At 39.8% G+C, this 15,316-nt stretch carries 11 protein-coding genes and 1 riboswitch; of the genes, 8 read left to right on the forward strand and 3 right to left on the reverse strand.

The genetic code is table 11. The features are described 5' to 3' along the window. Nucleotides 1-255 precede the first annotated feature (255 nt). The 3 genes from A9J31_RS12795 (at nucleotide 256) to scpC (ending at nucleotide 4,952) form a co-directional block, all read left to right on the forward strand. Nucleotides 256-2,034: an acyl-CoA dehydrogenase C-terminal domain-containing protein gene (locus A9J31_RS12795; protein ID WP_067766589.1), complete on the forward strand. Its 1,779-nt coding sequence runs from the start codon at nucleotides 256-258 to the stop codon at nucleotides 2,032-2,034. 127 nt (nucleotides 2,035-2,161) lie between these two features. Next, nucleotides 2,162-3,331: a thiolase family protein gene (locus A9J31_RS12800; protein WP_067766592.1), complete on the forward strand. Its 1,170-nt coding sequence runs from the start codon at nucleotides 2,162-2,164 to the stop codon at nucleotides 3,329-3,331. A gap of 124 nt (nucleotides 3,332-3,455) precedes the next feature. Continuing rightward, entirely contained in the window at nucleotides 3,456-4,952 is a 1,497-nt protein-coding gene (gene scpC, locus A9J31_RS12805; RefSeq protein WP_171256701.1) for a succinyl-CoA:acetate CoA-transferase ScpC, read from the forward strand. 100 nt (nucleotides 4,953-5,052) lie between these two features. Here the strand turns inward: scpC and A9J31_RS12810 are convergent, their stop codons facing one another. Beyond that, on the reverse strand, nucleotides 5,053-5,766 hold the full coding sequence (locus A9J31_RS12810; protein ID WP_067766595.1) for an HAD family hydrolase: 714 nt from the start codon (nucleotides 5,764-5,766) through the stop codon (nucleotides 5,053-5,055). 191 nt (nucleotides 5,767-5,957) lie between these two features. Here A9J31_RS12810 and A9J31_RS12815 point away from each other — a divergent pair, with 191 nt between their 5' ends. The 5 genes from A9J31_RS12815 (at nucleotide 5,958) to uca (ending at nucleotide 13,371) form a co-directional block, all read left to right on the forward strand. After that, nucleotides 5,958-6,851 (forward strand): LysR family transcriptional regulator, encoded by an 894-nt coding sequence (locus A9J31_RS12815; protein ID WP_067766597.1) that lies wholly within the window; start codon nucleotides 5,958-5,960, stop codon nucleotides 6,849-6,851. Between the two features lie 107 nt (nucleotides 6,852-6,958). Further along, nucleotides 6,959-7,849, forward strand: a complete 891-nt coding sequence (locus tag A9J31_RS12820) for a DMT family transporter (RefSeq protein ID WP_067766600.1) — start codon at nucleotides 6,959-6,961, stop codon at nucleotides 7,847-7,849. Nucleotides 7,850-8,205: 356 nt separating this feature from the next. Beyond that, nucleotides 8,206-8,317, forward strand: a riboswitch (guanidine-I (ykkC/yxkD leader). A gap of 28 nt (nucleotides 8,318-8,345) precedes the next feature. Beyond that, complete coding sequence (locus tag A9J31_RS12825) at nucleotides 8,346-9,083, forward strand: urea amidolyase associated protein UAAP1 (RefSeq protein WP_067766603.1); 738 nt, start codon at nucleotides 8,346-8,348, stop codon at nucleotides 9,081-9,083. A gap of 15 nt (nucleotides 9,084-9,098) precedes the next feature. Further along, nucleotides 9,099-9,764, forward strand: a complete 666-nt coding sequence (locus A9J31_RS12830; protein WP_067766606.1) for an urea amidolyase associated protein UAAP2 — start codon at nucleotides 9,099-9,101, stop codon at nucleotides 9,762-9,764. 1 nt (nucleotide 9,765) lies between these two features. Further along, entirely contained in the window at nucleotides 9,766-13,371 is a 3,606-nt protein-coding gene (gene uca / locus A9J31_RS12835) for an urea carboxylase (protein ID WP_067766610.1), read from the forward strand. Nucleotides 13,372-13,394: 23 nt separating this feature from the next. Here uca and A9J31_RS12840 read toward each other — a convergent pair whose 3' ends face one another. Together A9J31_RS12840 and A9J31_RS12845 are read right to left on the reverse strand one after the other, a co-directional pair. Further along, nucleotides 13,395-13,877, reverse strand: a complete 483-nt coding sequence (locus A9J31_RS12840; protein ID WP_067766613.1) for a TIR domain-containing protein — start codon at nucleotides 13,875-13,877, stop codon at nucleotides 13,395-13,397. A gap of 6 nt (nucleotides 13,878-13,883) precedes the next feature. Next, a complete protein-coding gene (locus A9J31_RS12845) occupies nucleotides 13,884-15,314 on the reverse strand; it encodes an SIR2 family protein (protein ID WP_067766615.1) in 1,431 nt (476 codons plus the stop codon). Nucleotides 15,315-15,316: the final 2 nt, after the last annotated feature.

Here is a 15,316-nt window from a genome sequence, read left to right on the forward strand (position 1 = left end):
TTCAATATACGAGTTTAATATCTTCAACAAATTTATATATTTGTAATAGAAAAATGCTGCGATCAAATCCAGATGATAGAAATCATCTAGTCGGTAAAAACAGGACATCTGCAGACTAAAGCGGTGCCCAAATGAATAAACAGATTTTTAAGAATTTCCACACAAAATAATTTTTTTATTTAGTGCGGGAGCATGCAACTTTAAAAAAGTACTTTGTCAAAGTACATGACAAAGCCTGTAGAAAAGGAAAGTACAATGCCAATATACAATGCGCCGTTAAAGGACATGGACTTCATCTTAAATGATGTATTCAATGCGGATGAGTTCTGGCAGTCAAATGAAAATCTTGCTCATATTGATATGGCAACAGCAAATGCCATTCTTGAAGAAATGGCTAAATTTTCAAAAAATGTCATTCTTGATCTAAACCGTACTGCTGATGAAGAAGGTGGTGCACAGTTTAACAATGGTGTTGTGACGACTCCGACAGGTTTTAAAGATGCATTCAAACAATTCGCTGAAGGCGGTTGGGTGGGTTTAGGTGCTTCAGAAGAATGGGGCGGCCAAAACATGCCGAAAATGTTGACTGTTCTTGCTGATGAAATGATTTGGAGTACGAACCCATCATTCATGCTTTACCCACTACTGACTGTAGGTGCGGGTATGGCCATTAATGACCGTGCTTCCCAAGAGCAAAAAGAAACGTATTTACCAAAATTCTATACAGGTGAATGGTCAGGGACGATGTGTTTGACTGAACCGCATTCAGGTACTGATCTAGGGATTATTAAAACCAAAGCAGAGCCGAATGATGACGGATCATTCAATATTACAGGTACAAAAATCTTCATTACCAGTGGTGAACATGACCTGTGTGAAAATATTATTCATTTAGTATTGGCTAAAACACCGAATGCGCCTGCGGGTTCACGTGGTATTTCACTGTTTATTGTGCCTAAATTCCATGTGAATGCTGATGGTTCAGTGGGTGAACGCAATGCAGTTTCAGCAGGTTCGATTGAACACAAAATGGGTATCAAAGGATCAGCGACATGTGTGATGAACTTTGATGGCGCGAAAGGTTATATCGTCGGTAAAGAAAACGAAGGCCTTGCTGCAATGTTCGTTATGATGAACTACGAACGTTTATCCATGGGCATTCAAGGCATTGGTGCAGCAGAATTTGCTTATCAAAATGCAGCACAATATGCGACTGACCGCTTACAAGGTCGTTCTGCAACAGGTGCTCAATCTCCTGAAAAACCAGCAGACTCAATTTTGGTGCATGGTGATGTGCGTCGTATGTTATTAAATGTACGTGCCAACAATGAAGCTTCACGTGCATTTGCAGTCTACGTGGGTCAACAACTCGACATTACAAAATACTCGACAAATGAAGCTGCCGTGAAGAAAGCCAATGACCGTGTAGCATTGCTTACACCTATTGCCAAAGCGTACTTAACGGATACCGCTTTACAGGCGACTTTAGAAGCGCAAATGTGCTTTGGTGGTCATGGTTATATTCGTGAATGGGGTATGGAGCAATGTATCCGTGACTTACGTATTTCACAAATTTATGAAGGCACCAACGGTGTTCAAGCCATTGATTTAATTGGTCGTAAAACCACCAAGTGTAATGGTGCATTTATTGCAGAATACTTAACTGAAATCCGTGAATTTGCTGCAACTATGTCAGATTCAAAAGTGAAGTCTGCTGCACTACAAGTTTCTGATGAAGTAGAAGTATTAACTCAGTTTATTGTTGAACAGTCTAAAACAACACCTGACTTTACAAGTTCTGTAGCAGTAGATTATTTACACGCAGTTGGGCTACTCAGCTTCGTCTACATGTTTGCCCGTATCAGCAAAGCTGCGGCAGCAAAAACTGAAAGCTTCTACCAAAATAAATTGGTTCTTGCAGACTACTATGTCGAAAAAGTATTGCCAGATCTTGCAGCGCGTGCACAACGTATCAAGTCAGGTTCTGAGCTAGTAATGCAGCTTCCTGAAGAATACTTTACTGCTCAATCTTAAGACTATTACTTCAGCCTCATACCTTTAAATGTAGGCTAAGCACACTTTAAAGCATTAAGATGGAAACATCGTGGAGGCAGTCATGCCTCCAGGGTCAAAAAAGATTTAAAACAGGATGAAATAAGAAATGATTGTAATTTTAGATGGCGTTCGTACAGCGATGGGTGGTTTTCAGGGTTCACTTTCATCTTGTGCCGCTCCCGAATTAGGTGCAGCAGCAATTAAAGAAGTTGTTGCGCGCGCTGGCTTACAGCCAACAGATATTGACGAAGTTATTTTTGGTTGTGTACTTCCAGCGGGCTTGAAACAAGGCCCTGCACGTCAAGCAATGCGTTTGGCTGGCTTACCAGACTCAACAGGTGCAACCACCATTAACAAAATTTGTGGTTCAGGTATGAAAGCCGTGATGCAAGCTGCCGATGCGATTAAAGCAGGTTCAGCAGACATCGTTGTTGCTGGAGGTATGGAGTCGATGTCAAATGCGCCATACCTTTTAGAAAAAGCTCGTGCCGGTTACCGTATGGGGCATGGTAAAACAACCGATCACATGTTCCAAGAAGGTTTGGAAGATGCCGAAACAGGTTTATCGATGGGTATTCTTGCTCAAGAAATGGCGGATAAGAAAGGCTATACACGCGAACAGCAAGATGCTTTTGCCATTAACTCATTAAATAAAGCGGTGACTGCAATTAATGGTGGTTTCTTTAAAGATGAAATCGTGCCAGTTACAGTTAAATCACGTAAAGGTGAGGTGGTTGTTGATACAGATGAACAACCATTAAATGCCAAACCAGAAAAAATTCCGACGTTGCGCCCTGCGTTCAAAAAGGACGGCACCATTACTGCAGCGAATGCAAGTTCAATTTCTGATGGTGCTTCTGCATTGGTAGTGACTTCTGAAGAAATTGCAGTTGCACGTGGCTTAAACCCTGTTGCAAAAGTAGTGGCTTATGCTACGAATTCACAGCATCCATCTGAATTTACTATTGCGCCAGTTGGCGCAATTGAAAAAGTGTTGAAAAAAGCAGGTTGGGATGCCAAAGACGTCGATCTTTGGGAAGTGAATGAAGCATTTGCCATGGTAACGATGCTGGCAATTGATGGGTTTAACCTAGATGAAGCAAAAGTAAACGTAAATGGTGGTGCTTGTTCATTAGGTCACCCATTAGGTTCTTCAGGTTCGCGTATCATTGTGACGCTGATCCATGCCCTTAAACGCACAGGCGGTAAAAAAGGTATTGCAGCACTATGTATTGGTGGCGGTGAAGCAACTGCAATTGCGGTTGAACTTGCGTAATTGTCCTCAATTATCATTTTTAGATAACTAAGTTTTTAGATAAGCAATAACAAAGCCATTTCAGTTCGCTGGGATGGCGACCTATAGATGTTTATTTTGAGATGTTATTTTTGAGATTTTGATTATGAACGGTTTAGATCGCATTCGCTTACTCTCCCTTCGCGACAAAGTTATGTCTGCTGAACAAGCCATTGAATTAATTCAAGATGGTTCAGTTGTAGGTTTAAGTGGTTTTGGTGGCGCAGGTGAAGCCAAAACAGTACCGTTAGCATTAGCAGATCATGCAGTTTCGCATCCTTTACGCATTACCTTAGCAACAGGTGCAAGTTTAGGAAATAGTATTGACGGCCGTTTAAATGCAGCACATGCGATTGAACGTCGATATCCATATCAAGCCGATCCAGGCCTGCGTAAAGCCATTAATGCTGGCGAAGTCATGTATATCGATCAACACTTGTCTGAAATGGCCGATAACATTCGTCATCATAATTTACCGCGTATTAATGTTGCAGTGATTGCAGCTACTGCCATTACTGAAGATGGTCAAATCATTCCAACAGGTTCATGTGGTAACTCAGCAAATTTCGTTGAAATGGCTGATCATGTGATTATTGAAATCGATAACACGATTAATCCTGTGCTTGAAGGCGTGCATGATATTTATGTTCCTAAAGCTCGTCCAAATCGTGGGCCGATTCCTTTAACCCAAGCGGGTGATCGTATTGGTACATTGGGTATCCACGTGAGTCCAGAAAAGATTTCAGCAATCGTATTGAATGATTTGCCTGATACCCAGTTTAAAATGGATGAACCTGATGTTGAAACACTTGCGATTGCACAGCATCTGATTACCTTCTTTGAAGGTGAGGTTGCAGCAGGGCGTTTACCTGAAAATCTTGGACCGCTTCAGTCAGGTGTTGGCTCAATTGCTAATGCTGTTTTTGCTGGATTTGAACACTCAAATTTCCATGACCTGGAAATGTACTCTGAAGTACTCCAAGACTGTACATTCCAATTGATTGATTCTGGCAAAATGAAATTTGCTTCAGGCTGTTCAATGACTTTATCTGAGCCTTGTGCACAGCATGTGATGAATAACTTCGATCAATACAAAGACAAAATCGTGTTGCGACCACAAGAGCTTTCAAATAATCCAGAGATTATCCGCCGTTTGGGGATTATTGCGATTAATACCGCGCTAGAGTTTGATATATACGGTAACGTCAATTCAACGCATGTAACCGGCACCAAAATGATGAACGGTATTGGTGGTTCTGGTGACTTTACTCGCCATGCGCATATTGCCATTTTCGTTACTAAATCTATGGCGAAAGGTGGTGCAATTTCATCGGTGGTACCAATGGTGAGCCATACGGATCATACAGAACATGATGTAGATGTGCTTGTGACTGAGCAAGGTCTGGCTGATTTACGTGGTTTATCGCCGCGTGAGCGTGCACGTAAAGTCATAGAAATTTGTGCGCATCCTGAATATCGCGGAGCATTACTCAGTTATTTTGAACGTGCGTGTGAGCGTGGCGGTCAAACCCCGCATATTTTGCAAGAAGCCTTGTCTTGGCATGCAAAATTTGAAGAAACAGGCAGCATGAAATCAGCTTAAGTATTTAATTTTTTAAATAAAGAAGCCCGATTAATTCGGGTTTTTTTAGCCTCGGTTTTTTATTGTTAGCATCTAAAATTGAAAAAGCCATGCTAAAAGTTTAGCGTTGAAGATAATCAATTAATGTTGCAAAGTCTGGTACAAAATAATCCGTTTTGGCTTGAATTTGCGCTAGCTCATGTTCCGAGTATTGATCATAAATGGCGACGACTTCAATACCTGCTTGATTCGCAGCTTCAATACCAATGAGTGAATCTTCAATAATTAAACATTCGTCAGCTGCAAATCCAAAATGTTGAATGGCTTTTAAATAAACTTCGGGATGCGGTTTGATATTCTGTACATTTTCACGTGTCAGCATGAGCGAAAAATCTTGCTGAAAATCGATCTTAGAATGAATTTGGGTATTATTTTGTTGATAACGCTGCACATTATAAAGACTAGTCGTAGTGGTAAGCGCAGTTTTAATTTGTAACTGCTTTAAGTGGTGTAGTAGCACATCTGCTTGTGGTTTTAGCTCGACCACATGATCTAAAAAATGTCGTGAAATCGCATAGCGACGTTCTTTGACTTCAGCCTTGTCTAATTTAAAGTGATATTTTTCATTTAAAAAGCCGCAGTATTCTAAGTAGGGATCTGTATATTCTCTAAAAAATTTAAGCTGAATGTCGCGTTGGCGTTGTAGTTCAGTATGTTCGATATCTAGACTAGATAATTGTCGAATTAACGCAGCATCGACCTGATTCCAAATACCAACGGAGTCGATTAATGTGCCGTCCAAATCGAAACAAACCAACTTTTTATTTTTAAACATGATACATCCTAAATCAATCTGCATGCATTATGCGCAGATCGATGCGTATATTAAAGTAAATATCATCTATTACTGAGACACTATGGTTTTTCATCTACATTAAAAGTAATATTTCGATATTGGCATTTATAACAAGAACGCCGATGATGCAGGGACTGTATTAGAAATTTAAATGTAGGAAAATTGGATTCGTGTTTGAACTCGACTGTAAACTTTTAAGCATCTTTTTTCATGTTTATAAGTATAAAAATGTCTCGCAGGCAGCAGATCATCTGCAAATGAGCCAGCCCACGGTCAGTAATATTCTGAACAAAATCCGACAACATTATAACGACCCATTATTTTTGCGTATGGGCAATGAAATGGTGCCTACAGAGTTGTCTCGTCAGCTTTTTCCATTGGTGAGCGAAGCATTAAGTAAAGTTGAGGCAATTAATAACTTTACGATTGATTTTGACCAATCCATGTCGGATCAGCAATTTACTTTGGCAATGACTGACGTATCACATCTGGTTTTATTGCCTAAAATTAGTCAATATTTAAAAAAACATGCACCACAAATTCGTTTAAATGTTCGTCCGATTACCACTGAAACCAGCTATCAAATGGCTAATGGTGAAATCGATCTGGCGCTTGGTTTTTTACCGCATTTAGAAAGTGGTTTCTATCAGCAGAAATTGTTTGAACAATATTATGTGGTGATTGCAGCCAAAGATCATCCGCGTTTAACGGGGGATACAATTACCACAGAGCAATATATTAGTGAATCGCATATTGATATTGATGCAGGGATGGGACATTACCATATTGAAAATGAGCTGCTTAATTTAGATTTAAAACGTGACATTCTAATGCGTTTGCCAAGTTATCTGGGTGTGGGCTTGGTGGTACAAGATACAGATGCAATTGCGACCGTTCCTTATTACCTCAGTGAAGTTTTGCTATCACGTGGCAATTTAAAAATATTTAATGCGCCAATCGCATTTCCGACATATGGGGTAAAACAATATTGGCACATGTCGTGCCATCACAAAACCAGCCATCAGTGGTTGCGGCACATGTTCCATGAAATTTTAGTTAAATAATATAGAGAATATTTTCTAAACATCTGAGCTTAAATTCTTTGAACTGATTCGTAATGTTCCATTGATGGGAGTACATTTACCGCTTCTTATTGGATCTTACGCAAACTATGGCGCTGAGCTGGATACTCTTTACTTTAATGGCTGCATTTATGCAGGCTTGGCGTAATGCATTTCAAAAACAGTTGAGTCATACAGTTGACGCTTATGGCGTAACATTGGCACGATTCATTTTTGCTTTTCCATTAGCAGGGCTTTATCTCTATTATTTATACAACCAGTATCCTGTTCAGCACATCGTTAGCTTTAATTCTAAATTTTATTTTTATGTATTAATTGCGGCATTAAGCCAAATTTTGGCAACCATATTGATGGTTCAGTTATTTAAACAAAAAAACTATGCGATTGGCGTTGGGCTAGCTAAAAGCGAAGCTATTTTAGCAGCCATAATTGGAGTGGCATTACTGGGTGAGCATTTAAGTTTATTGGCCTGGACAGGTGTTTTTCTCGGTGCTTTTGCCATATTTTTATTGAGCAAGGGCGGATTACAAAATAGTAAATTTTCGTGGAATACCTTAATCATTGGTACAGCAAGCGGTTTATGTTTTGCAATTACGTCGCTACTAGTTCGCCAAGCCAGTTTACAGTTAGATATGCTGCCATTTCTACATCGTGCAGCTTGGGTCTTAGTGAGCATTACTGGTATTCAATGCAGTGTTTTACTACTTTTTTTAGGAATTTTTAAACCCGCAACTTTCATTGCAATGTTTCAGCGCATAGGTTTAATTACTAAAATTAGTTTTTGCAGTTTTGCTGCTTCACTCGGCTGGTTTACTGCCATGAGTGTACAGTCTGTTGCTTTGGTCACAACACTCGGACAAATTGAAATATTATTTAGCCTCCTTATTTCAGTCTATTTCTTTAAAGAAAAACTAGTCGCAAGCGATCACTGGGGACTGTTTTGGGTAGTTATTGCTGCGACCTTGGTTATTTGGGCTTAGTGCTCGTTTTTCAGGCTTTGACGTTTTCGTTAAGCGTTATATTGAAGCAAAATTCATAAAGTTAAACTGGCGAAAATTTGGCTAAAACAAAAATAATGATAAAAAGTCACTTTAAAAAATAATTCTGCACTTTCTATGTGCATAAGCACCTCTTGAGTGCTCATGACTAAATTATCTTCTTTTGGAAGTCTCTTAATTCCATTATTTATTAATCCGTATTGCATTTTTAGCCAAATGATTTACTTATTCCTTTGGCTCTATGTCTTGTGATATCAGTATTTTACTCATCTTTAGTAATACGAAATAAAAATACCGTAATACTAAACTGGCACAGCCTTTGCATCTATCTAACCCATCATAAAGTGATCTAGGGTTCCGATGCATGAATATTCATGTATGTCCGAGACCGAGAGTTCACGGCTTAAGTTTCAAACTCAAGCTACACGGAGGGATAAAAACCCGGGAGGTAAACCGTAGAAGATTGGGATGGATGCATATGAGCACAATAACTTATCACGAAGATCAAGTCCTTTGGACGGAACGTTTACCGGGTGGACACCATTGGTCAGCACGTATTCAGCGTGGCGCACTATTACAACTCAAATCCTTAGGTCAAAATGCCAATGTGGCGCTGTACTGCGTCAATAGCGAAGACAAACTCGAACGCTACAACATGCCAGACAGTTTAAAAGGGCAACATACAGCTTTTTTAAGCACAGGACATATCCTTGCATCTGATCTAGGTCGCGCGATGATCTCCATTGTCAAAGACGACCACGGTTGGAATGATGCATTCTGCGCACCAAGTACCGCACAACAAATCGAAAAACAATTTGGTTCAAAAACCTTTCAAGATGCCCGTAATGACATGCACAGAAGTGGCAAAGACTCTTTACTGCTTGAAATGGCCAAATTTGGTTTATCAGCAACAGACCTCAGCAGTACTTTAAATCTGTTTTCTAAAGTCCAACCAGATGACAATGGCAACCTTAGCTATGTGGCATCTGACAATACCGATCAAGTGCTTGAATTACGCTTTGAAATGGATTGCTTGGTGTTTTTATCATCCGCACCACACGCATTAGATAACAGCATGGAATATGCACCTGCTGATGTTGAATTAAACCTGTTTAAAGCACTTCCATTATTTGATTCCGATGTGTGTCGTGATTCATGCCCGCAAAATCAGCGTGCATTTCAAAACAACAATCGTTACTACGCACTCAGCGCTTAATTGGAGGAATACAACATGACTGCACTTGTTAACTCACTACAAAATCATGAAAAAACAGTTTTAAGCGAAGTTTGTCCTGCTGGTGAAGCATGGATGTGCGAAGTCAAAAAAGGACAGTATTTCCGTATCGTGGATTTAGAAGGCAACCAAGCGGTTGATACGCTCTTTATCTCTGCTTCAAATCCTGAAGAGCGTTATAGCGCAACCGATACACTGGCAATCAATCAGCAGATTTATTTAGAAAAAGGCACAGCTTTATACACCAACTTTGGCAACAAAATTGCCACCATTCATGATGACAATTGTGGTCGCCACGATACTTTAGGCGGGGCATGTTCATGTGAAAGCAACACCGTTCGTTATGCACATGACACATTTCCAATGCACAGTTGCCGTAACAATTTCATGATTGCGCTGTCTCAGCATCCGATTGCCAAAAAACATGGCTTAAACGTGCGTCATATTGGTCCAAATATTAACTTCTTTATGAATGTGCCTGTGACCTCTGAGGGTCATCTGAAGTTTGATGATGGTATTTCTGCACCGGGTAAATATGTCGAAGTGAAAGCAGAAATGGATTTGATCGTGTTGATCTCTAATTGCCCACAACTGAATAATCCTTGTAATGCCTATAACCCAACTAAAATTCAATTGATCATCCGTGAAGGCGAGGACGCATAACATGTTTAATAAAGTTTTAATCGCCAATCGTGGTGCAATTGCATGTCGTGTCATTCGTACCCTTAAAAAATTAGGCATCCAATCGGTTGCGGTCTATTCGGAAGCCGATCGTGATTCATTGCATGTGACTTTGGCGGATGAAGCAGTCTACATCGGTGAAGCCCCAGCGAGTCAAAGCTATTTAAATGTCGATAAAATTTTAGAGGTAGCCAAACAAACCGGAGCACAAGCGATTCATCCGGGCTATGGCTTCTTGTCTGAAAATGCTGAATTCTGTGACTTTTGTGAATCACAAGGTATTGCTTTTATTGGGCCAAACTCTGCACAGATGCGAGCCTTTGGTCTTAAACACACTGCACGTGAACTGGCGATTCAAGCCAATGTACCGTTACTTCCAGGTAGTCAGCTCTTAGCGGATGAAGCTGAAGCACTGATTGAGGCCAATCGTATTGGCTACCCTGTGATGCTAAAAAGTACCGCAGGTGGCGGTGGGATCGGCATGCGTTTGGTCTGGAATGAAGCTGAACTGAAAGATGCTTATGCAACGGTGTCTTATTTAGCGCAAGCCAACTTTAAAGATGCAGGTTTATACATCGAGAAATTCGTACAAAACGCCCGTCATATTGAAGTGCAAATTTTTGGTGATGGCCAAGGACAGGTGATCGCACTCGGTGAGCGTGATTGTTCAGTACAACGTCGTAACCAAAAAGTGATTGAGGAAACCCCGGCACCGCATCTCAATGATGAACAGCGTGCCTATCTCCAAGATGTTGCCATTCAACTGATGCAGTCTGTGAACTACCGTTCTGCCGGTACGGTTGAATTTGTGATGGATACCGACACACAAGAGTTCTATTTCTTGGAAGTGAATACCCGTCTACAAGTGGAACATGGCGTAACGGAGCAAGTCTTTGGTGTCGACTTAGTCGAATGGATGGTCACCTTGGCCAGCGGTGATTGGACTGCGCCAACTGAAAAATTGGAATCTAAAGGTCATTCGATTCAAGTACGTTTATATGCTGAAGACCCAATCAAAAACTTCCAACCCAGTGCTGGTCTTCTGACACATGTTGAGTTTGATTCTAATGCCCGAAATGAAACATGGGTGGAAACGGGCTCAAACGTATCATCATTCTATGACCCGATGATTGCGAAGATTATTGTCACAGCAGATGATCGTGCATCTGCGATTCAAGCCATGACGGGTACTTTGGCGAAAACCTCAGTTGCAGGGATTGAAACCAATCTTGAATATCTACAAAACATCGTGGATGGTGAAGTGTTTAAAGCAGGCACACAGACCACACGTTTCTTAAATACCTTTGAGTGGAAAACTCAAAAAGTTGAAGTGTTACAAGCCGGTATTCAAACCGCTGTGCAAGATGTCACAGGGCGTTTGGGCTACTGGGATGTTGGTGTGCCACCATCAGGTGCGATTGATCCATTGTCACTGAATGTCGCAAACCAGTTGCTTGGCAACGCCTATAACACCGCAGGGCTTGAATGTACGCTACAAGGTCCCACTTTGAAATTCCATTGCGACAGCCAAATCGTGCTTGCCGGTGGTGATATGCCATCGACTTTGGATGGTGTTCAAGTTCCGATGTGGCAGACTGTCAATGTATGTAAAGGTCAGGTGCTCAAATGTGGCAAAATCGCCACAGGTTGCCGTACTTATATCGGTATCAAAGGCGGTTTGAATGTGCCTGAATATCTCGGTTCACAAGCGACCTTTACCTTAGGTCACTTTGGCGGTCACGCAGGTCGTAACTTATTGATTGGCGATATGTTGCCGATTACTGCATTTACAAGTGAAGAAGTGAAAAGCCTTGCACCTGAACAAGTACCGTCATTTAGCCATGAATGGGAAATTGCGGTGATGTACGGCCCACATGGTGCGCCTGATTTCTTCACCAAAAATGACATTGATACTTTCTTTGCCAATACCTTTGAGATTCACTTTAACTCTAGCCGTACCGGTATCCGTTTGATTGGTCCAAAACCGGAATGGGCACGTGAGGATGGTGGTGAGGCCGGTCTGCATCCATCCAATATTCATGACAATGCTTATGCCATTGGTGCGATTGACTTCACTGGTGATATGCCGATTATTCTCGGTCCAGATGGTCCAAGTCTCGGTGGTTTTGTTTGTCCTGCGGTGGTGATTAATTCTGAACTATGGAAACTCGGTCAACTCAAAGCCGGTGACAAAGTGAAATTTGTCCCTGTGAGCTATCACCAAGCTAAACTCTTAAATGAAAAATATCATGCACAGTTAGAGGCATCAGATACACAAGCGGTGGCATTTGATGAGTCGTTCTATCCTGAGCTATCTACACTGAAAAACGCCGTGCTTGATACCTTAAAAGGTAAAGATGGTACACCTGATGTGGTGTATCGTCCTGCGGGTAACAACTACATGTTGGTGGAATATGGTGAGTTAGTACTTGATCTAAACTTACGTTTCCGTATTCATGCGTTGATGCAATGGGTTCAAAAGCAAAAGATTCAGGGCATTATCGACCTGACACCAGGTATTCGTTCATTACAAATCCATTTTGACTCGATCAAACTAGATCAGCTTGATTTACTGCGTTTATTGCAAGTCGCTGAAGCTGAACTCCCTGATGTGACCGAAATGCAAGTCCCATCGCGTACCGTGTATTTACCACTGGCTTGGGAAGATTCACAAACCCAATTGGCAACCGAACGTTATATGCAAACTGTGCGACCTGATGCACCATGGTGTCCGGACAATATCGAATTTATCCGTCGAATTAATGGTTTAAAAGACAAACAAGCTGTGAAAGATGTGGTGTATAACGCAAGTTATTTGGTCATGGGCTTGGGTGATGTGTATTTAGGGGCACCTGTGGCAACCCCACTTGATCCACGTCAGCGTTTAGTGACCACAAAATATAACCCTGCACGAACTTGGACACCTGAAAATGCTGTGGGGATTGGCGGTGCATATATGTGCGTATACGGTATGGAAGGTCCGGGCGGTTATCAGTTTGTCGGTCGTACTACACAAATGTGGTCACGCTACCGTAAAAATGCCGACTTTGAGCAAGGCAAGCCGTGGTTACTGCGCTTCTTTGACCAAATTAAGTTTTATGAAGTGTCTGAAGAAGAACTCATGCAGATGCGTGAGGACTTTAAAGCAGGTCGCTTAAAACTTCGTATTGAAGAAGGTGTATTGAACCTCAAAGAGTACAACGACTTCTTAACTGAAAACCAAGCATCCATTTCAGCATTTAAGTCAGTGCAACAAGCTAATTTTGATGCAGAACGTCGTCGTTGGCATGAAGCAGGTCTTGCAGAATATGTCTCTGAAAGTTTAGATGCTGTGGATGATGGTGAAGGCGTCGAAGTGCCTGAAGGGGGCTGTGCGGTGGAATCGCATATGCCGGGTTCAATTTGGAAAATTGAATGTCAATCAGGCGATATTGTGGAAGAAGGCGCTACACTTGCAGTCATTGAAGCGATGAAAATTGAGATTCCAATTATTGCACCTGAGCGTATGCGTGTAGATGCCATTACCATTGAGAAAGGGCAAACGGTAAAAACGGGGCAGGTATTGTTTACGTTAGCGCCAGTGGCTTAATGCGATAGGGAAAAAAAGACCGCTTAGGCGGTCTTTCTTCTTTGGATTGCGCGTTCAATCCAACTTTCAATATTTAATCTAATATCATTGTATGCATCTGTAGGATTAGGATCATAACAATCAACATAATTAGAAAAATTATTTCCATTTATTGTAAAGTCAGAAAAGGGATTTTTTCCTTTAACTGATGTGCCATTTCTTGGGCATTTAATATTATGTATATGTATACCTAAGACAGCTTTACCTAACTGCCAAGCTCTTTCGATTTCATATTTTACCCATTTTCTATTTGATGTGTCAGAGCCAATAAGAACTATTAAACAATTTTTGTATTTAAATTGATTATCTATCCAATTTTTGATTGCTGTATCACCACTACGTTTTAACGTTTCCCAATCATTAGCAGAAACGGGTGTATTACCTTCTAGAGCACCAATATTTCGAATTTGTTGTACTCTCATTACATCATTATCATAATGGAAACTGTAAAAAACTTGTCTTTTCATGAATAGCTAAACCTTTTGAAGTAAACCAATTGCTTTTAATATATTTGAAATTAAATCATCAACTGAATTATCTACTTTGTTGATTTCAATTAAAATATTTCTAATTTCAACATTATCAGGATAGTGTTGACTAAAATTGTGATCAACTTTTTCCCACAATTTTTTAGCAACATGACCAGTTGCACCTATTGGTATTGGGATTACATTATTTTTGAGACACAGCTCAAATTCTTCAAACATTCCCTGTGAATCAATAATTGCATCCGATACATTTTCTTTTTTATTTCCAAATAAAAAAAGGGCAATCCCAGCTTGGGATATCATTTCTTCTCTATATATAGTGTTTTTTTCAGGGGTGGGGTTAATTTGAGGAAACGGTCTTAAAATGAGTAAATCATCAAGATTTCTGTAGGACGATTTTAGTTTAAAATCTAAAGCACCATTTATTACCAAGCTACCAATACCCAAACCATAACCTGAGATAATTTTGTAATTTTTTTCTGCTAGCTTATAACTCAATTTAAAAATGAAATCTTCAGCCTTTTCCTTGCCGAAAGGCTCATAATTTTCAGCAGCACCTGAAATAAAGATGTTTTTCCGTTTTACACGTTTTTCAATTAATTTAAGAATTTTAGTAATAATTGGATAGTCATCTACAAGAACAGCATGGATACCATATCTCTTTAGATCATCAATTTTTAAATCTTGTCTTATTTTTGCATATAAATAATCTTGTTCTTCTGAAAAGCTATTTTTTTCAATTTCTTTAAAAAAACAATAATGTTTAGGAGTGTTATCTTTTAAGAGAATTCTAATTCTACTCAAAATATAATCTATATTAGGGTCATCAAAGCTAAATCCTATGAATAAAAAAACTTTTGAAAGCAGATCTCCTCTTAATACTGTTGAAAATAACTCTCTACTATCGTGGTAATCTTCATAATCATTTTTTGTTAACACCGCATTGTGTGGTGCATCTTTATCACCATGCATTTTGTAAACGGTAGCATCTTTTCTCTTTATATACCTTGAAAAATCTTCATTAGTAACTTTCTTATCAACTGTCTTTCCATTATCTTCTAAAGTTTTTTCTATAAGTTGATCATAATTTGTTGTCCAATAGGTATCTATATCTAATTTACTTAAAATTTGGTGATTTTCACTGCCTTTGTCTAAGCTTGTAAATTCATTGATAATTTTATCGTTAATACGAGTTCTGTTGAATTTATTATAATGATATTGTGCTATCGAGAGTAGATCTGTTTCTTTATCAATATCAAGATCTAAATCATCAGCTAAATCTCTTAATAGTTCTTTCCAATTAACAAATCCTAAAGATGCAGATAGACCAGCTCCAGCAAAAATTGCAGCATTTCCATCTTGAATAGCTTTAACATATTCATTGATAAATTTTTCTTGAGATTTGGTAAAGCTCATTA

This window comes from Acinetobacter gandensis, from assembly GCF_001678755.1.
Lineage (GTDB): Bacteria > Pseudomonadota > Gammaproteobacteria > Pseudomonadales > Moraxellaceae > Acinetobacter > Acinetobacter gandensis.

What these genes read in the sequence shown, in the direction of transcription:
- scpC (WP_171256701.1), top strand. Translation starts at nt 3,456, where the DNA reads ATGAACGGTTTAGATCGCATTCGCTTACTCTCCCTTCGCGACAAAGTT.
- A9J31_RS12840 (WP_067766613.1), bottom strand. Translation starts at nt 13,877, where the DNA reads ATGAAAAGACAAGTTTTTTACAGTTTCCATTATGATAATGATGTAATG.
- uca (WP_067766610.1), top strand. Translation starts at nt 9,766, where the DNA reads ATGTTTAATAAAGTTTTAATCGCCAATCGTGGTGCAATTGCATGTCGT.
- A9J31_RS12820 (WP_067766600.1), top strand. Translation starts at nt 6,959, where the DNA reads ATGGCGCTGAGCTGGATACTCTTTACTTTAATGGCTGCATTTATGCAG.
- A9J31_RS12795 (WP_067766589.1), top strand. Translation starts at nt 256, where the DNA reads ATGCCAATATACAATGCGCCGTTAAAGGACATGGACTTCATCTTAAAT.
- A9J31_RS12845 (WP_067766615.1), bottom strand. Translation starts at nt 15,314, where the DNA reads ATGAGCTTTACCAAATCTCAAGAAAAATTTATCAATGAATATGTTAAA.
- A9J31_RS12810 (WP_067766595.1), bottom strand. Translation starts at nt 5,766, where the DNA reads ATGTTTAAAAATAAAAAGTTGGTTTGTTTCGATTTGGACGGCACATTA.
- A9J31_RS12800 (WP_067766592.1), top strand. Translation starts at nt 2,162, where the DNA reads ATGATTGTAATTTTAGATGGCGTTCGTACAGCGATGGGTGGTTTTCAG.
- A9J31_RS12830 (WP_067766606.1), top strand. Translation starts at nt 9,099, where the DNA reads ATGACTGCACTTGTTAACTCACTACAAAATCATGAAAAAACAGTTTTA.
- A9J31_RS12825 (WP_067766603.1), top strand. Translation starts at nt 8,346, where the DNA reads ATGAGCACAATAACTTATCACGAAGATCAAGTCCTTTGGACGGAACGT.